23 protein-coding genes are annotated in these 16,722 nt (G+C 59.2%); 5 read left to right on the top strand and 18 right to left on the bottom strand.

Features of this window, described 5'->3' with window-relative positions:
* Genes ACFC5L_RS07345 through ACFC5L_RS07280 form a run of 14 tightly spaced genes read right to left on the bottom strand, consistent with a single transcriptional unit; the run spans nucleotide 1 to nucleotide 9,426 of the window.
* Entirely contained in the window at nucleotides 1-1,242 is a 1,242-nt protein-coding gene (locus ACFC5L_RS07345) for an aminotransferase class V-fold PLP-dependent enzyme (RefSeq protein ID WP_375200922.1), read from the bottom strand.
* Nucleotides 1,242-2,465 (bottom strand): Fe-S cluster assembly protein SufD, encoded by a 1,224-nt coding sequence (gene sufD / locus ACFC5L_RS07340; protein WP_375200923.1) that lies wholly within the window; start codon nucleotides 2,463-2,465, stop codon nucleotides 1,242-1,244. Before sufD ends, ACFC5L_RS07345 begins: the two co-directional genes overlap by 1 nt.
* A 5-nt stretch (nucleotides 2,466-2,470) precedes the next feature.
* Entirely contained in the window at nucleotides 2,471-3,217 is a 747-nt protein-coding gene (gene sufC / locus ACFC5L_RS07335) for a Fe-S cluster assembly ATPase SufC (protein WP_375200924.1), read from the bottom strand.
* The gene (locus ACFC5L_RS07330; RefSeq protein ID WP_375200925.1) at nucleotides 3,217-3,672 is read right to left on the bottom strand and encodes a YybH family protein; all 456 of its coding nucleotides are present in this window, start codon (nucleotides 3,670-3,672) and stop codon (nucleotides 3,217-3,219) included. Before ACFC5L_RS07330 ends, sufC begins: the two co-directional genes overlap by 1 nt.
* Nucleotides 3,669-4,112, bottom strand: a complete 444-nt coding sequence (locus ACFC5L_RS07325; protein ID WP_375200926.1) for a RidA family protein — start codon at nucleotides 4,110-4,112, stop codon at nucleotides 3,669-3,671. Before ACFC5L_RS07325 ends, ACFC5L_RS07330 begins: the two co-directional genes overlap by 4 nt.
* A 30-nt stretch (nucleotides 4,113-4,142) precedes the next feature.
* Nucleotides 4,143-4,388, bottom strand: a complete 246-nt coding sequence (locus ACFC5L_RS07320; protein WP_375200927.1) for a hypothetical protein — start codon at nucleotides 4,386-4,388, stop codon at nucleotides 4,143-4,145.
* Nucleotides 4,389-4,401: 13 nt separating this feature from the next.
* Nucleotides 4,402-4,902 carry a cupin domain-containing protein gene (locus tag ACFC5L_RS07315; protein ID WP_375200928.1) on the bottom strand — a complete coding sequence of 167 codons (501 nt, stop codon included), beginning with the start codon at nucleotides 4,900-4,902 and terminating at the stop codon, nucleotides 4,402-4,404.
* A 36-nt stretch (nucleotides 4,903-4,938) separates the two neighbouring features.
* Entirely contained in the window at nucleotides 4,939-5,448 is a 510-nt protein-coding gene (locus ACFC5L_RS07310; protein WP_375200929.1) for a cupin domain-containing protein, read from the bottom strand.
* The gene (locus tag ACFC5L_RS07305) at nucleotides 5,445-5,747 is read right to left on the bottom strand and encodes a hypothetical protein (RefSeq protein ID WP_375200930.1); all 303 of its coding nucleotides are present in this window, start codon (nucleotides 5,745-5,747) and stop codon (nucleotides 5,445-5,447) included. Before ACFC5L_RS07305 ends, ACFC5L_RS07310 begins: the two co-directional genes overlap by 4 nt.
* The gene (gene sufB, locus ACFC5L_RS07300; protein WP_375200931.1) at nucleotides 5,747-7,288 is read right to left on the bottom strand and encodes a Fe-S cluster assembly protein SufB; all 1,542 of its coding nucleotides are present in this window, start codon (nucleotides 7,286-7,288) and stop codon (nucleotides 5,747-5,749) included. Before sufB ends, ACFC5L_RS07305 begins: the two co-directional genes overlap by 1 nt.
* A 2-nt stretch (nucleotides 7,289-7,290) precedes the next feature.
* A complete protein-coding gene (locus tag ACFC5L_RS07295; protein WP_375200932.1) occupies nucleotides 7,291-7,545 on the bottom strand; it encodes a hypothetical protein in 255 nt (84 codons plus the stop codon).
* Nucleotides 7,545-7,787 carry a hypothetical protein gene (locus ACFC5L_RS07290; RefSeq protein ID WP_375200933.1) on the bottom strand — a complete coding sequence of 81 codons (243 nt, stop codon included), beginning with the start codon at nucleotides 7,785-7,787 and terminating at the stop codon, nucleotides 7,545-7,547. Before ACFC5L_RS07290 ends, ACFC5L_RS07295 begins: the two co-directional genes overlap by 1 nt.
* Nucleotides 7,787-8,938 carry a cysteine desulfurase family protein gene (locus ACFC5L_RS07285; RefSeq protein WP_375200934.1) on the bottom strand — a complete coding sequence of 384 codons (1,152 nt, stop codon included), beginning with the start codon at nucleotides 8,936-8,938 and terminating at the stop codon, nucleotides 7,787-7,789. The genes ACFC5L_RS07290 and ACFC5L_RS07285 overlap by 1 nt, the downstream gene beginning before the upstream one ends.
* A gap of 2 nt (nucleotides 8,939-8,940) precedes the next feature.
* The gene (locus ACFC5L_RS07280) at nucleotides 8,941-9,426 is read right to left on the bottom strand and encodes an Rrf2 family transcriptional regulator (RefSeq protein WP_375200935.1); all 486 of its coding nucleotides are present in this window, start codon (nucleotides 9,424-9,426) and stop codon (nucleotides 8,941-8,943) included.
* Nucleotides 9,427-9,685: 259 nt separating this feature from the next.
* On the opposite strand from ACFC5L_RS07280, the gene ACFC5L_RS07275 reads away from it, so the two are divergent.
* The 3 genes from ACFC5L_RS07275 (at nucleotide 9,686) to ACFC5L_RS07265 (ending at nucleotide 11,015) form a co-directional block, all read left to right on the top strand.
* Complete coding sequence (locus tag ACFC5L_RS07275) at nucleotides 9,686-10,360, top strand: alpha/beta hydrolase (RefSeq protein ID WP_375200936.1); 675 nt, start codon at nucleotides 9,686-9,688, stop codon at nucleotides 10,358-10,360.
* Nucleotides 10,361-10,454: 94 nt separating this feature from the next.
* The gene (locus tag ACFC5L_RS07270) at nucleotides 10,455-10,796 is read left to right on the top strand and encodes a hypothetical protein (RefSeq protein WP_375200937.1); all 342 of its coding nucleotides are present in this window, start codon (nucleotides 10,455-10,457) and stop codon (nucleotides 10,794-10,796) included.
* A 51-nt stretch (nucleotides 10,797-10,847) separates the two neighbouring features.
* Nucleotides 10,848-11,015, top strand: a complete 168-nt coding sequence (locus ACFC5L_RS07265; RefSeq protein WP_375200938.1) for a hypothetical protein — start codon at nucleotides 10,848-10,850, stop codon at nucleotides 11,013-11,015.
* An 18-nt stretch (nucleotides 11,016-11,033) separates the two neighbouring features.
* Here ACFC5L_RS07265 and ACFC5L_RS07260 read toward each other — a convergent pair whose 3' ends face one another.
* The 4 genes from ACFC5L_RS07260 to ACFC5L_RS07245 all read right to left on the bottom strand — a co-directional run bounded on the left by ACFC5L_RS07260 (nucleotide 11,034) and on the right by ACFC5L_RS07245 (nucleotide 14,885).
* Nucleotides 11,034-12,005: an acetyl-CoA carboxylase carboxyltransferase subunit alpha gene (locus ACFC5L_RS07260; protein WP_375202336.1), complete on the bottom strand. Its 972-nt coding sequence runs from the start codon at nucleotides 12,003-12,005 to the stop codon at nucleotides 11,034-11,036.
* A gap of 112 nt (nucleotides 12,006-12,117) precedes the next feature.
* A complete protein-coding gene (locus ACFC5L_RS07255; RefSeq protein ID WP_375200939.1) occupies nucleotides 12,118-13,062 on the bottom strand; it encodes a site-specific tyrosine recombinase XerD in 945 nt (314 codons plus the stop codon).
* 19 nt (nucleotides 13,063-13,081) lie between these two features.
* Nucleotides 13,082-14,773, bottom strand: coding sequence for a hypothetical protein (locus ACFC5L_RS07250; protein WP_375200940.1), 1,692 nt, complete (start codon nucleotides 14,771-14,773; stop codon nucleotides 13,082-13,084).
* A complete protein-coding gene (locus tag ACFC5L_RS07245; protein ID WP_375200941.1) occupies nucleotides 14,760-14,885 on the bottom strand; it encodes a hypothetical protein in 126 nt (41 codons plus the stop codon). The genes ACFC5L_RS07250 and ACFC5L_RS07245 overlap by 14 nt, the downstream gene beginning before the upstream one ends.
* Nucleotides 14,886-15,020: 135 nt before the next feature.
* Here ACFC5L_RS07245 and ACFC5L_RS07240 point away from each other — a divergent pair, with 135 nt between their 5' ends.
* Both ACFC5L_RS07240 and aroB read left to right on the top strand, forming a co-directional pair.
* Nucleotides 15,021-15,599: a shikimate kinase gene (locus tag ACFC5L_RS07240; protein ID WP_375200942.1), complete on the top strand. Its 579-nt coding sequence runs from the start codon at nucleotides 15,021-15,023 to the stop codon at nucleotides 15,597-15,599.
* The gene (gene aroB, locus ACFC5L_RS07235; RefSeq protein ID WP_375200943.1) at nucleotides 15,596-16,705 is read left to right on the top strand and encodes a 3-dehydroquinate synthase; all 1,110 of its coding nucleotides are present in this window, start codon (nucleotides 15,596-15,598) and stop codon (nucleotides 16,703-16,705) included. The genes ACFC5L_RS07240 and aroB overlap by 4 nt, the downstream gene beginning before the upstream one ends.
* Nucleotides 16,706-16,722: the final 17 nt, after the last annotated feature.

Here is a 16,722-nt window from a genome sequence, read left to right as displayed (position 1 = left end):
TCAGCCAAGCATCTGGTGCGTCTTGTGGAGCCCTGCAACCAGGGCCTCCACATCGTCATGGGTGTTGTAGGCGGCGAAACTCGCGCGCGCCGTCGCCGGAACGCCAAGGCGCTTCATCAAAGGCTGCGCACAATGATGGCCTGCGCGCACGGCGACGCCGGTGCGGTCAAGAATCGCGGAAATATCGTGGGGATGGGCGCTCTCCACCGTGAAGGCGATGATCGGCGCCTTTCCTTCCGCGCGTCCGAAGACGCGCACGAAATTGAGTTTCGAAAGTTCTTCCAGCACATGATCCTTGAGGCGCGCTTCATGGGCGGCGATGGCCTCGACGCCTTTTTCCGTCATCCAGTTCAGGGATGCGCCCAATCCGATGGCTTCGAGAATCGGCGGCGTTCCCGCCTCAAAACGGTGCGGCGGATCGTTATAGGTGACGTTTTCCTGCGTCACCATATCGATCATTTCGCCGCCGCCCTTGAAGGGCGGCAAGGCTTTCAAGGCGTCCATCTTACCATACAGAACGCCGACGCCCGACGGCCCGTAAAGCTTGTGGCCGGTCATTACATAAAAGTCGCAGTCAATCTCCGACACATCCACAGCGCCGTGAACGCCCGCCTGGCAGCCGTCGAACAGGATTTTGGCGCCATGCTCGTGAGCGATCTTCGCAAGCTCTTTCGCCGGCGTGAGCGCGCCGAGTACATTCGACATATGCGACAGCGCCACAAGTTTCGTCTTCGGCGAAAAGAGCGCGCGGTAAGAGTCAAGGTCGATCTCGCCGTCATCGGAAACATCAAGCCATTTCAGGACGGCGCCCTTGCGCTCGCGCAGGAGATGCCACGGCACAATATTGGAGTGATGCTCCGCGACGGAAAGGATGATCTCATCGCCCTCCCCTATTTCCTCCACCCCCATGGCGTAGGAGACGAGGTTAAACGCGTCCGTGCCCCCGGAGGTGAAAATGATCTCGTCCGGCGATTTGGCGTTAATGAAGCGCGCAACGGTGTTTCGCGCCTCTTCATAAGCCGCCGTCGTTTCGTTGGACAAGAGATGCAGCCCCCGATGCACATTCGCATAGGAATGCTCCATGGAATGCGTCATGGCGTCGATCACAGCGTGTGGTTTCTGCGCCGAGGCTGCGCTGTCGAGATAGACGAGCCGCTTGCCATAGGCATCGCGTGAAAGGATTGGGAACTCCTTGCGCAGCGCCTCGACATCAAACGTCGTTACGGGCGATCCATCACTCATTACTGCTCCAGCCATTCAGCCACACGCGCGGCGAAAATTTCGCGCAACGCCTCATCCTCAAACTTTTCAACGACTTCACCGACAAACGCTTCGATCAACAGCGCCCGCGCAGCCGCTTCATCAAGTCCGCGCTGGCGCAGATAGAAAAGCGCGTCATCGTCGAGTGCACCGACCGTCGAGCCATGGGCGCATTCCACATCGTCGGCATAAATCTCTAATTCGGGTTTATGGTTCGCCTCAGCGCCTTCGGAAAGAAGGAGCGCATTTGCGGTCATCTTCGCATCGGTCTTCTGCGCCTCGCGGAACACATGGAACTTTCCCTGAAAGACATTGCGAGCGCGATCGCGGGCGACGCCTTTGTGCAATTGGCTGACGGCGCAGCCTTCAGCACGAAACTGCGTATCTGTTGTAAAATCCGAATGCCGCTCGCCCGAAAGTAAAGCGGCGCTGTTGATCGACGCGGACGAGCCCGGCGCCCAGAAATGCGCGTGACATTCATGGCGCGAAAGCCGCGACCCGGTGGAGATCCCCGTATTCTGGAAAACCGCCTTTTCGTCGATCTTTGCTGCGCAAATGCCATTCACAATGCGGTTTTCACCAACGTCCTGCCAAACGGCGCGGCGCAATTCGGCGCCGTCGCGCACCACCATGTGACAGAGATGCGAATAAAAGCCTGCGCCTTCGCCCTCATAAATTTCAATGAGGCGCAATCGCGCGCCGGGTGAGATACGCATCATGGTCTGCGCGAAGGAAAACCCGTTTCCATTATTGATGTGACGGATGACCACCGGACGCTCAAAAGCAACGTCATCGGAAACTTCAAACCCTAAGGCCTTGCGCGCGAGTGCGACGTTAAGCGAGGCAATCGGATGGGTTTCCAACTCCGAAATCGTCGCGACCGGATTGACGACGCCATAGCGCAGTCCTTCAGATACAGGCTCGTCAGGAAGTTCGATGCGGCCATTGATAATCCGAAATTCAAGCGCCCCCAAGTCAGCAAAAGGCGACGGCTTAACATCTATGTCCGCCGCCGCGCCCGGTTCGACACTGCGCAACGCCGCATTCATGTCCGACCATTTCCAGCCTTCGATACGGCGGTTGGGCAGGCGCATTTTTGCAAAGCGATCGAACGCCGCCGCCTGCGCCTCGCTCGTCGCGGACCGCGCGGTGAAGTCAGCCTCAAGCGCCGCTTCAAAAGGGGATGGATTGGCAAGGGCCGTCATGATTCTTAAACCGCCTCGATAAACTGTTCGTAGCCGGATTTTTCAAGCTCGAGCGCAAGCTCCGGTCCGCCTGACTTGACGATCCGCCCGTCCGCCAGCACATGCACCGCGTCCGGCTTGATGTAGTCGAGCAGCCGCTGATAGTGGGTGATCACAAGGAAGCCGCGATCCGGTCCGCGCAGCGCATTCACCACTTCGCCAACCATTTTGAGCGCGTCGATATCGAGCCCGGAGTCCGTTTCATCCATGATGGCGAAACGCGGCTCGAACATCGCCATTTGCAGCATTTCCATGCGCTTTTTCTCGCCGCCGGAAAAACCCACATTGAACTGGCGCTTCAGCTTGGCGTCATCAAGCCCAACCAGCTTCGCTTTTTCGCGGATCAGCCGAATGAAGTCCGCCGCGGAGACTTCGCCTTCCCCGCGCGCCTTGCGCTGGGCGTTCATGGCGGTGCGAATGAAATTCATGGTCTGCACGCCGGGAATTTCCATCGGATGCTGGAAGGAGAGAAACAGTCCCTTCGCCGCGCGCGCGTCAGGATCAAGCTCGAGTACGCTCTCGCCATCGATCATCACGCCGCCAGACGTCGCTTCATATCCATCGCGGCCTGCGACGGTGTAAGACAGCGTCGACTTGCCGGAACCGTTGGGGCCCATGATGGCGTGCACTTCGCCCTTCGGCACCTCGAGCGAAAGGCCTTTCAGGATTTCATTGCCGCCCACAGCGACATGGAGATCGTCAATTTTCAACATTATTCGGTTTCACTATCCGTATTTTGCGTGATGCGGGTGTTTTGGTCATGGACGAGCCGCCACTCTCCGGCTTCAAGTTTGAAGACAAGAACAAGCCAGGAGCCGCGCGGGTCGCCTTCGGGCGTATCGCGATAGTCGTATTTCAGGAGGGCGGCGGCCATGTCCTCGCCTTCCATCACTTTCACGATTTCCGGCTCCATCACCCAGTTCGGATCTGCGAACCATTCCCGGTGAAAGTCGAAAACGGCCTCTGTCGTTTCGATTACTGATCCATCCGGGAAAATAAGATGAAGATCGTCGCCGCCAGTGACGGTCGGCTTGTAGGCCTCAAAATCTTTCCCTTCGATCGCCGCAAGGTGAGCGTCAAGCGCTGCACGGAAATCAGGGCGCGGCGCCTCGTTTTCACTGCAGGCGGCCAGCAACATCACGCCAATGAAAGCAAGCGCTTGTTTCATGACTTCACTGCCAGACATTCGATTTCAACGGCGGCGCCGAGCGCCAGCCCGTCAACGCCCATGGTGGAGCGGGCCGGTTTGTCGCCCGGGAAAGCCGCCGCATAGGCTTCATTCATGGCGGCATATTCCGCCATGTCTTCCAGAAAGACCGTGCATTTGACGATGTCTTCAAGCCCGGCGTCGAGATTTTCGAGCGTCGCTTTGTAATTCTCAAAAATCTGGCGTGTCTGCGCCCCGGCGCCGCCCTCAACGACAGCGGTCGTTCCCGGCGCCCGGCCAATTTCGCCGGACAGATAGATAACCTCGCCCACGACAACGGCCGAGGAAAACGGCAAATCCGCAGACAGCGCAGGATCGCGATAAACTTCGCGCGCATTATCATCGGCTTTGCCGCAAGATGCGGCCGCCATCATCAGAACCACGAGGAACAGTTGCTTCATACTGTATTGCCTTTCAGAGGGCGCGAGCGCCTAATCCTTTTTCACTTTTTCATGCAGAAATTCGTGCAGCGCCTCTCGTGCTTTTAAAAACTCCTGATGCGTTTGTTCTTCACGCACGAATCCGTTCTGATCGAACTTGTTGCGGTCATAATGGCGCGCGAGCTCTGAAAAAGCGCCGCCGAGATGCGCAAGCGCAGACTCATAAGCCAGACGCTTTTCTTCGTATCTCCTGTAGAGCTTTTCCCACTCGTCCCAATCCTGCTTTTCCATCATCATTCTCCTTTCGATCTTACTCAGGCATGACCGTAACAGCGGCCGCACTTTTGGGTTCGAAAATGAGGTACACAGCGGTCGTGTCGCCGACATTGATCGCTTCATGCCATTCAACGCCGGGGCTCCACCAGGAGGCGCCGTCCGGCGTTTCGGCGTCGCGCGTTCCGTCCGCGTCGGTGATGCGCATGGTCCCGCCTTTCAGGATGTACCCATAATGGGGCGGATGGTAATGACGTTCATGACCAACGCCCGGCGGAAAGGTGCAGCGCCCGACGCGCGTATCGTCATTCTCAAACAAGAGTTCGCAAACTTTCTCGCCCTTCCAGCCGGCATCGAGCGCATAAGGAAGAGAGTCACCTTTAGAAGCCCCCTCTTCTGCTGACGCCTTTGGCGCGCCGAGGCGAAACATCATCACCACGACCGCCGCCACAAGAAGCGCTGCGACGAAGCGCAACAGCCACGCCATCAGACTGTTGTCCTTGATATCGAGCGGACCGCCCTCACGACGCCAGAACATCAGCTCATCCTCTCTAAATCGGTTGCGAACATTGGCTCAGTCATCCTCGCCATCGAAATAATCCACCGCCGACGATGTTCGCCCCACATAGCGGATGCGCGTTTTTTCATCGCTTCCATCCTCGCTGGAAAAGGCGGCGAACTTTCCGGAGTCCGGATATTCGACGACATCCATCTTGCCGCCGGCGGAAATCGCCAGATATTTCAGCGTATCTTTGCTCGTATTGATAATCTGGTGTGCGCGCTCGGGGCCGCCGCAAGGCGCCGACAGCAGATCGCCTTTACGAATAGGATAAACGTCCTCGCCAAAACGATATTCGCCCTCGCCTTCGATGATGAAAAACATCTCTTCCGTCGCGTGGTGAACGTGAAACGGAAAGGCGCGCTTTCCCGCCTCGACAATGGTCAGCATGGCGCCGAGTTTTTCCGCACCCAACGCAGGCCCCATGCGCCCGAGCCTGGCTTTGAATTTTTCATTCGGACTGACGAAATCCATGAGCTCGGCGTCGTCGATATTGAGGACGGGTTTGGAGGAGCCTTTTGTCACTTGCCAGCTCCCTCAGGTTCGAACAAATGCGGAAAATACTCCCGATCCCAATCATCAGGGCGATAATGGACTTTCAGATGTCCTGCAGTGGAAGACCCTTCTTTGTAGGGCTTCAGTGATAGAGGCTCATTGTCGGCGCCCCATTCAGGAGCAAACATATGAAAATGGTCATTTTCTCTTGAGAGGCTTTGCAGGCTCGTAATCAATAAGGCTCTGCCTTCTTCATTGAGAAGAAGGTTGACGACGCCTGATGCGCCACCTTCTTCTGATAGTTCAACTGTAATGCGCGGCTTAGCCATCACCCTACGCTCCCTTCCAAGCTCACGCTCACAAGCTTCTGTGCTTCGACGGCGAATTCCATGGGAAGCTCCTGCAGCACTTCCTTGCAGAAGCCATTGACGAGAAGCGCCACCGCTTCCTCTTCCGAAAGCCCGCGCTGCTGGCAGTAGAAAAGCTGGTCTTCGGAAAGACGCGAGGTTGTCGCCTCGTGCTCGAGGATCGCGCGTGGGTTTTTGCTCTCCACATAAGGCACGGTGTGGGCGCCGCACTGATCGCCGATGAGAAGTGAGTCGCATTGGGTGAAGTTCCGCGCGCCTTCGGCCTTGCGGTGAATGCTGACGAGCCCGCGATAGGTGGAGTTCGACTTGCCGGCGGAAATCCCTTTCGAAATAATCCGCGATTTCGTGTTCTTACCCAAGTGAATCATCTTGGTGCCGGTGTCGGCCTGCTGGTGATTGTTGGTGATGGCGATGGAGTAGAACTCGCCCTGAGAGTTGTCGCCTTTCAACACACAGGACGGATATTTCCACGTCACGGCGGAGCCGGTTTCGACCTGCGTCCAAGAGACTTTCGAATTGACCCCGCGGCAATCGGCGCGCTTGGTCACAAAATTATAAATGCCGCCCTTGCCGTCCTTGTCGCCGGGATACCAGTTCTGCACCGTTGAATATTTGATTTCCGCGTCGTCTTCCGCGACGAGCTCAACGACGGCCGCGTGAAGCTGGTTTTCGTCGCGCATGGGCGCGGTGCAGCCTTCGAGATAGGAAACATAACTGCCCGGCGCCGCGACGATGAGCGTCCGTTCGAACTGGCCGGTATTCGCCTCATTGATGCGAAAATAGGTCGACAGCTCCATGGGGCAACGAACCCCCTCGGGCACATAGACGAACGTGCCATCGGAAAAGACCGCCGTGTTCAAGGTCGCAAAGAAATTGTCAGAAGCCGGCACCACCGTACCGAGATATTTCCGCACCAGATCCGGATGCTCCCGCACCGCCTCGGAAATCGACATGAAGATGACGCCGGCTTTCTGAAGCTCTTTCTTGAAGGTCGTGGCGACGGAAACGGAGTCAAAGACAGCGTCCACCGCGACCTTGCTTCCATTGCCGCCATTGGGCGCGCCATCGGGGTGGGTTCTCGCCTCGCCGGGGCTCTGACCCGCACCTTCGACACCGAGCAGCACTTCGGCTTCTTTCAGCGGAATACCGAGCTTTTCGAAGTCGGCGAGAATCTCCGGCGGCACGTCGTCAATGGATTCATATTTCGCGCCGGAGGTGGGTTCGGAATAGTAATAGTGATCCTGATAGTCGATGGGCGGATAATGCACCATCGCCCATTCCGGCTCCTTCATGGTCAGCCAGCGCCGAAACGCTTCCAGCCGCCATTCGAGCAGCCATTCGGGCTCTTCCTTTTTGGCGGAGATGAAACGCACCGTGTCTTCATTAAGACCCTTCGGTGCCTTCACCGATTCAATGTCGGTGGAGAAACCGTATTTATAGGTCTCCAGCGACTTCGCCGTTTCGACGGTCTCTTTGGAAATGGTTTCTTTGATTTCGGACATGATTAGCTTCTGCTCTCGGTTTCTTTTTCGAGCTTAGCGAAATGATTTCTTTCAATAGCTGACATTACGAATCCGGCGAGGGTGCTAAAGATAAGAACTATGATGAGCGGATAGACCAAAGCGCGCCATTCATCGGAAAGAGACTGTTCGTCAAAAATAAAAAACTTAATGACCTGTGGTGCGCCAAATACGACAAACCATATAACAAACCAGCCCAAAAAACCCTTCTGCGATCTTTTTGTGAACCAATTGCTCATCACGCCGCCCCCTCTTTGTTGCGCGGGGCACTCGCACCCATGCGTTTGCGCACCATCGAGCCGATGATGAGATGCGCAGCGAGGATAAGTGCGAATGTTCCGGCGGTGACGCCCCAGACAAAGCCTGCGCCGTGGGCGCCGCCTGACGTCATGCTCATGAATTGAAGCACGGCGAAGACGCCCGCCGACCAGATCAGCGAGTGACCGGCGGAAAGGATCAGGAGCAGCGACGGTTTCTTCATCACGCCGCCCCCTTTTGTTCAGAGCGAACCTTGATGCGTTCATAGGCTTTCGGCCATGTCTCGATGAAGGCGTCGGCGTCCTCCGCCGTCGAGTTCCAACCCAAGGAGACGCGGATCGCCGATGTGGCTTCCTCGTCGCTCGCGCCCATGGCAACAAGTACATGACTTGGTTTTGTCTTGCCGGAGGAGCATGCGCTGCCTGCCGAGATGGCGAGCCCGGCGAGGTCCATGGTCATCAATTGCGTCGCGCCGGGAAAGCCGTCCGCTGACAGACATAGCGTCCCCGGCAGGCGTTCTTCGCTGGCGCCCCAGATTTTGGCGCCCGCTTCAATGGCGGCGTCTTCCATGCGGTTGCGCAACGCCGCGATATCGCCAGCATGGGCAACGGTTTCTTTCGCAAGCGCGCAAGCCAAGCCGAGCCCGGCGATTCCCGCCACATTATGCGTGCCGGCGCGGCGATTGCTCTCGTGACCGCCGCCGCGCAGTTGCGGTTCCAGCGGCAGGTTCGGTCCGGCGACAAGCGCGCCGACGCCCACGGGCCCGCCGAATTTGTGACCGGTGAAACTCATGATGTCGGCGCCGGACATGACGAAGTTGACGGGGACTTTGCCAACCGCCTGCGCCGCGTCACAGAACAGGAGGCCGCCCGCATCATGCGTAATCTCTGCAGCTTCGGCGACAGGTTGGATAACGCCGGTCTCATTATTGGCGAACATGACGCAAACCATGAAGCCGCCGTCGCGGTCGACATCATAGTCTTTCAACCGGTCTTTCAGCCAGGCGAGATCAACAACACCCGAGCGCAAGGCAGGAATGAATTCGATGTCCGCGCCGGTCGTTTCGGCGTTGGCGGCGACCGCCGTATGCTCAATCGCGCTGATGAAAAACCGTTTGATCTTGTGCGGCGCCATCACACCATGAAGCGCGTAGTGAATCGACTCCGTGCCGCCACTCGTAAAGATGACGCCGTTGACAGGCGCATTAACGAGAGACCGGACTTGCTCGCGCGCATCTTCCAGAATTTTATGCGCGCTGCGCCCCTCTTCATGCACGGACAGCGAATTGCCGTCATGGCGCATGGTCTCGGCGATCAGGTCAATCACCTCGGGCCGCACCGGCGCAGTTGCGTTATGGTCGAGATAGTGGCGCATCGTTATTCCGCCGCTCCCGCAAATCGTTCTTCACGGTTAGGCGCGTTTACAGACGCCATGCCGGCAACGCGCCGCTCAATGATATCTTCCAGCGTGACGGCGTTGAGAAAGACTTCGATCTGACGGCCAAGCTCATCCCAGAGGTCATGGGTCAGACATCTGGCCGTCGTTCCCTGACACCCGATGGAGGACCCGGCGGCGCACGCGGTCGTGCGGATCTCCTCATCCACCGCCGCCACGATATCGGCGACGCGAATTTCCGCGGCCGGCGCCGTCAAGGCATAACCGCCCGCAACGCCGCGGACGCTGTCCACCAGACCGGCGCGGCGGAGTTTTGCAAAAAGCTGTTCGAGATAAGAAAGCGAAATCCCCTGGCGCAAGGCGACGTCGGACAGGGCCACGGGCCCTTCGCTGCCCGTCGCCGCCCCGGTGGCCGCAATATCGGCAAGGGCCGAGACCGCATATCTGCCTTTGGTGGTGAGTTTCACTTGCCAAATCCTCTTATCGGCCTGTGCGCCTGATCCGCGCGATTTGGCCAGTTCGGCTGGCGCCAAAGGGAAAACGTGCTATACGCGCCCGCTCTTCGACCCCTTGCGCAGCTGAAATAAGAAATCCGACCAAAACAGTCAACATTAGCGCCGCTTGAAAAACCGGTGGAAATGACGATTTCTGCGCCTTCTGGGGATGAAAAGTAAGTGAGTGGCTGGGGTTTCGCCTCAGCCCCGTCAGGATTTGAAAAGGTAGACGATGCCAGAAGTGATTTTCGCCGGTCCGGAAGGACGCCTCGAAGGCCGCTATCAAAAAGGGAAAGGCGATAATCCGCCGGTCGCGCTGATCCTGCACCCGCATCCGATGTTCGGCGGCACCATGAACAATCGCGCGACCTACGAACTCTACCAGATGTTCGTGCGCCGCGGTTTTTCGACCATGCGCTTCAATTTTCGCGGCGTCGGCCGCAGCCAGGGCGAATATGATCAGGGCCAGGGCGAGCTCGCGGATGCTGCGACAGCCCTCGATTACATGCAGCAGATGAACCCCAACGCGCCCTTTAGCTGGGTGGCGGGTTTTTCTTTCGGCTCCTGGATCGCCATGCAGCTCTTGATGCGCCGGCCGGAAATCGTTGGCTTCATCGCCGGCTCTACCCCCGCCAATCTCTACGACTTTTCTTTCCTCGCGCCTTGCCCGTCCTCCGGCGTCGTCATTCACGCCGAACACGACAAGATCTGCGCGCCGGAAGAGACGCGCGGCATGGTCGAACGCACGCGGACGCAAAAGGGACGCAAGATCGAATTCGAAGTCGTGCCCGGGGCCGACCATTTTTTCGAGTCCCATATTGAAGCGTTTATTTCGACCGCCGAGACCTATCTTGACAATCGCCTCGCCCATGACCTGCCCGAAGGCGAATATCACGGCGAAAAATAAAGCTACGCCAACGGCTTAGCGTTTCATCGCTTTTCTCCGGATTAACTTTTGCAAGCCATGCTGGTAAGCTGGCGCAACTGTCCGGGGGGACTCCATGATCGACATGCTGACCAGAGCCTTACCGCTCGCATGGCGACCCTTTTCTGCAAAGCTTACCGGCGTGAACGGGTTCACGGGCCGGGGCGCCGTTTCCTTTCTGATCGGCGGCGACGGCGCAAAAAAACTCGTCGTCGACATGCAGGGCGTCGCCGGGCGTGAAGCGGAGGTCGTTGCGAACGATCAAACCGTCGTGACGGTGAAAATTGTAAAGGGTCGCGCCAACGCGACATTCACCTCCAAACGTGGCGCCAAATTGCCTGACCTTGGCGACGGTGTGCGCATCGACATCCGTCAGAACGGCGACATTATCCTGAGCGGCGTTTTGTCCCGCAACTGACGCGCTTTGCCGCAAGACGCCTCGTGCAATTTCACATCCCCATGGTATCGTTTGACGAAGCAATGGGAACAGGTGCGCGTGGCGGCGGAAGATCCAAATGAATTTGACGATGATTTCCCGGCGCCGGCGCCGCGGATGCCGCAAAACCTGCCAATGGCGACAATATTGCTGGCAAGCGGGATTGCAGCGCTGATCGCCCTGCTCATCCTCTCCTACTAATCAACCTTGAACAGGAGCCTATGCGAGGCCGGTGCGGCCGATGGCGAGGAATTTGTTCCTGCGCTGTTGCTTGAGTTCATCAGGAGAAAGATGTTCGAGTTCGCGGATCGCCGATTCCACGGCGTCTCCGAGACGTTCAATCGTCAGCCCTGAATCGCGATGCGCGCCGCCCACGGGCTCAGCAATAACACCGTCGATAACGCCCAGCTCTAAAAGGTCCTGCGCCGAAATGCGCATGGCTTCCGCGGCATCGGGCGCCTTGTTTTCCCCTTTGCCGGCGGCGTCTTTCCAGAGAATGGAAGCGCAGCCTTCCGGCGAAATGACGGAATAAACGGAGTGCTCAAGCATCAAGACCTTGTTTGCGGCGGCCAGCGCCACGGCGCCGCCGGAGCCGCCCTCGCCGACAATCACGGAGATAAGCGGCGCGCCGAGACCAAGGCACTTTTCCGTACACGATGCAATCGCTTCCGCCTGGCCCCGTTCTTCCGCGCCGCGCCCCGGATAGGCGCCGGGCGTATCTACAAGCGTCACCACAGGCATGTTGAACCGCTCGGCCATATCCATCAGGCGCATCGCCTTACGGTAGCCTTCAGGCCGGGCCATGCCGAAATTATGTTTGACGCGGCCCGCCGTGTCGGCGCCTTTTTCATGACCGATCAGCATGATCGACCGGCCGCGCAGGCGCGCCGGCCCGCCAAGGATCGCCGCATCTTCGCCAAAGGCGCGATCACCGGCCAGCGGCGTGAAATCGTCTACGAGCTGCGAGACATAGTCAGCGAAATGCGGTCGCGCCGCATGCCGGGCAACCTGCGTTTTCTGCCAGCGCGACAGCTTTGAATATGCGTCGGACAAAAGGCTGTCCGCCTTGCCCTGAAGCTTTTCGATTTCTTCGTCCACATTGACCCCGGTCTCCCCATCCATCTGGCGGAGATCGGCAATCTTGCCCTCAAGTTCGGCAATCGGTTTTTCAAAATCGAGATAGGTGCGCATGGGCGAAGACATAGGGACTCTTTGGTTAGAGATCAGATATCCAGATTGCTGCAATACCTAGTATCTTGGCAAATAGGCGGCAACCCTTGTCATTAGGGCCTCAGGCATTCCGCTATTTCCCGCCCCTTTTCCGGGCCAGAGGATGCTTCGTCATCACGAGATCCCGGAGACGATCCTGGGCCACATGGGTGTAGATCTGGGTGGTGGTGATGTCGGCGTGACCCAGCATCTGCTGAACACTCCTGAGGTCCGCCCCGCCATCAAGGAGATGAGTCGCAAAGGCATGGCGCAGAACATGAGGCGACACCTTTGAGGGCGCCACGCCAGCCGCCGCGGCGAGATCTTTCAACATCTGCGCGAAACGCGCCGTCGTAATATGACCGGTCTTGCCGCGTGAGGGAAAGAGCCAAGGCGAGGAGGCGCCCTCTTCGAGGAAATCGCTGCGCACATCGACATAAGCCTCGACGGCCGAGACCGCTCGCTCTGTGAGCGGGGCAAGCCGTTCCTTGTCTCCCTTGCCGCGAATGATCAGCAACCGCTCCCCCTTGCGCATAGCGGCGAGCGGGAGCCCCACAAGCTCAGACACCCGCAAGCCTCCCGCGTAAAGAATCTCCAGCATGGCGACGAGCCGCAAGCCTCTCGGCCCTTCGACCGCTTCCGCGGCTTCAAAGAGAGACGCGACTTCTTCGCGCGTCAGGATTTTCGGAAGCGCCCGCCTTGTTTTCGGACGCTCAATCGCCGCCGTCGGATTGTCGGCCCGGTAGCCTTCCGTATAGAGAAATTGATAGAATTGCCGGAGCGCGGTCGTTTTGAGCGCTGCTGTCGCCGCCGACAGCCCCTGCCGCTCCAGCGCCTCCAGCCATGCTGCGATGTCGTCCGCGCCAGCGGTTTCCAGCGTCTCGCCGCCCTTCAAAACAAAAACAGAAAATCGCTCAAGATCGCGGCCGTAATTTTTCAGCGTATTGGCGGCGGCGGCGCGTTCGACCGCCATCATTTCCAGAAACGCCTCAATAAGGCGGGCGTTTGTTTGCAAAGCTTCTGCGCGATTTGCGCTCATCGCTTTTCCATTGATGGCGTCACCGGCCTTTGGGCGGCTTGATGCGCGGTGCAAAGCCGCGATCTTCATTCGCCTCCGCAGTTTGCCCCGCCGCGGGCGCGCCGGCAAAGCTCGCCGCCATGGCGCGCTCAAAACGGTGGCGGCGTCCAAGCTCCGGCATACCGGCTGCATCGAGGCCTTCCTCAACAATCACCGATTCAACTTCGCCGCCGAACGCCGCCGCGCCTGATGACGCCGCAAGCGCCGCAAGCCCGGCCTGGCCGACTTTTTCGCCAGCGACCGCGTCAAACGCCGCTTCAAGAATGCGCGCTGTCACCGCCGGGTCTTCATGCGCCTTCGCGCCAGACGCCAGGCCGGTTTCGTTGGAAAGAAGCGACACACCGGCGCCGCGGGCGATGCGCGCCGCTGTTTGCGGATCAAGAAGCGAAAGCATGTTGACCCGGTCGATAAATTCGATCCCGAGCGCTTCGGGCAAGGCCGCGACGCTTTCATTGGCGCCGACCATGGAGGAAAGCCACCGGCCGGCGCCGACGCTGTCGCCTGTCATCATGGCCGCAAGGGCGAAGCTGGACGCTTCCTCCGGAGAAACGATCACGCCTTCAAGCGTCGCGATCTGGCCTGCATAAAGATGCGACAGCGCATAGGTGCGATGGAAACTGTCAGCGCGGGCAAGCGCAATGGAAATCCGCTGCGCCTTGTCACGGATAAATTCCGGCGCTGTCATGGCCGCGATAGACTGGTAGAGCAGAGCGTCCGTCACCGGGTCTCCTGGCCGTGACGCCGCAATGTCGACAGCGGACGCAAGATCGGCGACTTCAAACTGGATGCCGTTGAAAAGACTGTTGAGGCGCGACGGCGAGATAACGCCCATGGCGAGGGCGCGCATGGTCGCCTCAATACGCAGCGCATTGGAAACATCTGTGTCTCCCGCCACCGCAGCGACAACCCCGCCTTCAGCGCCGGCAAGGTCGTTGAGGCTCATCTCGACGCCGGCGGTTTTGAGCGCTGCATATTGAAGAGCGGTTTTGATCGGCGGCACGTCCTTTGGCGGGGCGCCGGCCGCCGCAGCAAAGAACAGCGCTTCATCCGCCTGGGAAAGCGCGCCGCGTTCACGCAGCAGATTCATGGTGAGATCGAAAGCGTCCAGTTCGCCGGCCCGAGCGTAACAGAAGGCTCTGAGCCGCACCCAGAAGATCGCCTCGCGCCCGCCGGAAAGTCCCGCCCCGCGGCGGCAGGCGCTGTCTGCATCACCGCCCAGGAGGCTGATCGTCGCATCGGCTTCCGCCACGGCAAGATCGTTGCGTCCTGTGGTGGCGAGACTTGCAATATTGCGGGCTTCGTCAACAAACCCGGCGCGCGCCAGCGCCAACAGCTTTTTCCCGCCAAGAGAGGGATCCGCACCTGCCGGTTTCGCGCCCGGCGACAGAAGGGTGCGCCGCATGGCATCGCCGAGGCTCGGTGAGGCCGGGCGCACCGGCGCATGGGACAACAGAAAATCAAGCACCTGCGGATCGGCGTCGGCCCAGAGCGTGCCGGGCAGCGCCCGGTCCCCCTCTTCAAGCCCGCCAATAGCGAATGCATCTGTCGGGAGCTGGGCGGTTTCGACGCTTTCGGGAGCGGCGATCTGAGCCATGGCGAAAGGGGCGAAGGGGGCGATCGCCCCGGCGACAAAAGCGGAGGCGGCCGCCACGAGGAGCTTATTGCGCGTCATAATTGGCTTCCGTTTGAATTTCGCGGGTCTCGGGCTCCATCATCTGGCCGTAAACGAAAAGTCCGATCAGCCCGGCCAGAGCCGCCAGCAACAAAATTCCTACAAACCGCACGAAACCGCTCCCTTCGAGGCCCCTCGCCCGTCAGCGCGCCATTCTCCCGGCGAGCCGCCCGCTTTTCCTCACACGGGCGCTCCGATCTGCATCCTAGCTAGCATCCCGAAGCGCGCTCCCCTACATCTAGCCTTCATGGGGCAAGCTCGTAAACACCCTGACCTTTCCTGCGCCCGGCCAGTGGTCCTTGTCGGTATGATGGGCGTTGGGAAAACCACTGTAGGACGGCGCCTTGCGTCGCGCCTGGACTTGCCTTTCTTCGACGCCGATCACGAGATTGAAAAAGCCGCCGGCATGACCGTTTCCGATCTGTTCGCCGCTCATGGAGAGCAAAGCTTCCGCGAGGGCGAGGCCCGGGTGATCAAGCGCCTGCTCGAAGGGCCGCCCCATGTCCTCGCCACAGGGGGCGGCGCGGTGGTCAATCCCGAGACGCGCGCGCTGATCGCCGAACAGGCTGTCTCGATCTGGATCCGGGCGGATGTGGACACCATCGTCAAGCGGGCGACCAAGCGGAATACACGGCCCCTGCTCCAGAACGATGACCCGCGGGAGACGGTGATCAGGCTGATGAAAGAACGCGAGCCTTTTTACGCAAGCGCCGATATTCATGTCGACAGCCATCCGGGACCGCATGCAAATACGGTGGAACTGATTCTCGACGCGTTGCGCGCCCGTCCGGATCTCCTGACGGCAACCAAGGAGCCTTCTTCATGACCACCGAAACCGTGCGGGTCCCGCTGGGCGGCCGGTCATATGACATCACCATTGGCGCCGGCCTGATCGACAAGGCCGGAGCGCTGTTAAAGCCGCATCTCAAACGGCCGCGCATCGTCGTCGTGACGGATGAAAATGTTTTCGTGACGCAAGGCGAACGCCTCCGCGAAGGGCTGGCGTCAGCGGGCGTCGATGCCGACTTCATCACGCTGGCGCCCGGCGAAGCGACAAAGTCCTTTTCGGAGCTTGAAAAACTGACCGCCCGCCTGCTCGATCTTGGCGTTGAGCGCGACGATGTTGTCATTGCGTTCGGCGGCGGCGTGATCGGCGATCTGACAGGGTTTGCCGCATCGGTCCTTCGCCGGGGCTGCCGCTTCGCACAAATACCGACAACCCTGCTTGCCCAGGTCGACAGCGCGGTGGGCGGCAAGACGGCGATCAATGTTCCGCAAGGTAAAAACCTCATCGGCGCTTTTCACCAGCCCGTAGCGGTCATTGCCGACATTGCCTCGCTCGACACGCTGCCCATGCGCGAGCTCAAGGCGGGTTACGCCGAAGTGGTGAAATACGGGCTGATTTCGGATCCCGGCTTTTTCCGCTGGCTTGAAGACAATGGACCCGCCCTTCTTGAGGGCGACGGTGCGGCGCGCATCCAGGCCGTCAAGAAATCCTGTGAGGCCAAGGCGGCGATCGTCGGCGCCGATGAAAAGGAAAAAGGAAAGCGGGCGCTCCTTAATCTCGGCCACACTTTCGGCCATGCTTTTGAGGCGCATTTCGGTTATTCGAGCAAGCTGCTTCACGGCGAAGGCGTCGCTCTGGGGATGGCGCTCGCTTTCGACTATTCGGTCAGTGAAGGGCTGTGCCCGGCTTCTGACGCCGACCGGGTCAAGGCGCATCTCATAACCACAGGACTTCCAGCCGAAATCGCCGACCTCAAGTCAGACATAACAGCCGATATCATCGCCAAATACATGATGCAGGACAAAAAGATCGAGCAAGGAAAGCTGACGCTGATCCTTGCCAAAGCGATCGGCGACGCCTTTATCGCCAAAGACGCAGATCTTTCCCGCGTCACCGCCTTCCTCAAGGAGAAAACCGGCGAATAGCCGGCGAGAATTATCCC

Origin of the sequence: Hyphococcus sp., from assembly GCF_041986965.1 — a bacterium.
Taxonomy (GTDB): domain Bacteria; phylum Pseudomonadota; class Alphaproteobacteria; order Caulobacterales; family Parvularculaceae; genus Hyphococcus.
This window is presented reverse-complemented; position numbering and strand designations above follow the sequence as displayed.

What these genes read in the sequence shown, in the direction of transcription:
- ACFC5L_RS07345 (WP_375200922.1), bottom strand. Translation starts at nt 1,242, where the DNA reads ATGAGTGATGGATCGCCCGTAACGACGTTTGATGTCGAGGCGCTGCGC.
- sufD (WP_375200923.1), bottom strand. Translation starts at nt 2,465, where the DNA reads ATGACGGCCCTTGCCAATCCATCCCCTTTTGAAGCGGCGCTTGAGGCT.
- sufC (WP_375200924.1), bottom strand. Translation starts at nt 3,217, where the DNA reads ATGTTGAAAATTGACGATCTCCATGTCGCTGTGGGCGGCAATGAAATC.
- ACFC5L_RS07330 (WP_375200925.1), bottom strand. Translation starts at nt 3,672, where the DNA reads ATGAAACAAGCGCTTGCTTTCATTGGCGTGATGTTGCTGGCCGCCTGC.
- ACFC5L_RS07325 (WP_375200926.1), bottom strand. Translation starts at nt 4,112, where the DNA reads ATGAAGCAACTGTTCCTCGTGGTTCTGATGATGGCGGCCGCATCTTGC.
- ACFC5L_RS07320 (WP_375200927.1), bottom strand. Translation starts at nt 4,388, where the DNA reads ATGATGATGGAAAAGCAGGATTGGGACGAGTGGGAAAAGCTCTACAGG.
- ACFC5L_RS07315 (WP_375200928.1), bottom strand. Translation starts at nt 4,902, where the DNA reads ATGTTCTGGCGTCGTGAGGGCGGTCCGCTCGATATCAAGGACAACAGT.
- ACFC5L_RS07305 (WP_375200930.1), bottom strand. Translation starts at nt 5,747, where the DNA reads ATGGCTAAGCCGCGCATTACAGTTGAACTATCAGAAGAAGGTGGCGCA.
- sufB (WP_375200931.1), bottom strand. Translation starts at nt 7,288, where the DNA reads ATGTCCGAAATCAAAGAAACCATTTCCAAAGAGACCGTCGAAACGGCG.
- ACFC5L_RS07295 (WP_375200932.1), bottom strand. Translation starts at nt 7,545, where the DNA reads ATGAGCAATTGGTTCACAAAAAGATCGCAGAAGGGTTTTTTGGGCTGG.
- ACFC5L_RS07290 (WP_375200933.1), bottom strand. Translation starts at nt 7,787, where the DNA reads ATGAAGAAACCGTCGCTGCTCCTGATCCTTTCCGCCGGTCACTCGCTG.
- ACFC5L_RS07285 (WP_375200934.1), bottom strand. Translation starts at nt 8,938, where the DNA reads ATGCGCCACTATCTCGACCATAACGCAACTGCGCCGGTGCGGCCCGAG.
- ACFC5L_RS07275 (WP_375200936.1), top strand. Translation starts at nt 9,686, where the DNA reads ATGCCAGAAGTGATTTTCGCCGGTCCGGAAGGACGCCTCGAAGGCCGC.
- ACFC5L_RS07270 (WP_375200937.1), top strand. Translation starts at nt 10,455, where the DNA reads ATGATCGACATGCTGACCAGAGCCTTACCGCTCGCATGGCGACCCTTT.
- ACFC5L_RS07260 (WP_375202336.1), bottom strand. Translation starts at nt 12,005, where the DNA reads ATGCGCACCTATCTCGATTTTGAAAAACCGATTGCCGAACTTGAGGGC.
- ACFC5L_RS07255 (WP_375200939.1), bottom strand. Translation starts at nt 13,062, where the DNA reads ATGAGCGCAAATCGCGCAGAAGCTTTGCAAACAAACGCCCGCCTTATT.
- ACFC5L_RS07250 (WP_375200940.1), bottom strand. Translation starts at nt 14,773, where the DNA reads ATGACGCGCAATAAGCTCCTCGTGGCGGCCGCCTCCGCTTTTGTCGCC.
- ACFC5L_RS07240 (WP_375200942.1), top strand. Translation starts at nt 15,021, where the DNA reads ATGGGGCAAGCTCGTAAACACCCTGACCTTTCCTGCGCCCGGCCAGTG.
- aroB (WP_375200943.1), top strand. Translation starts at nt 15,596, where the DNA reads ATGACCACCGAAACCGTGCGGGTCCCGCTGGGCGGCCGGTCATATGAC.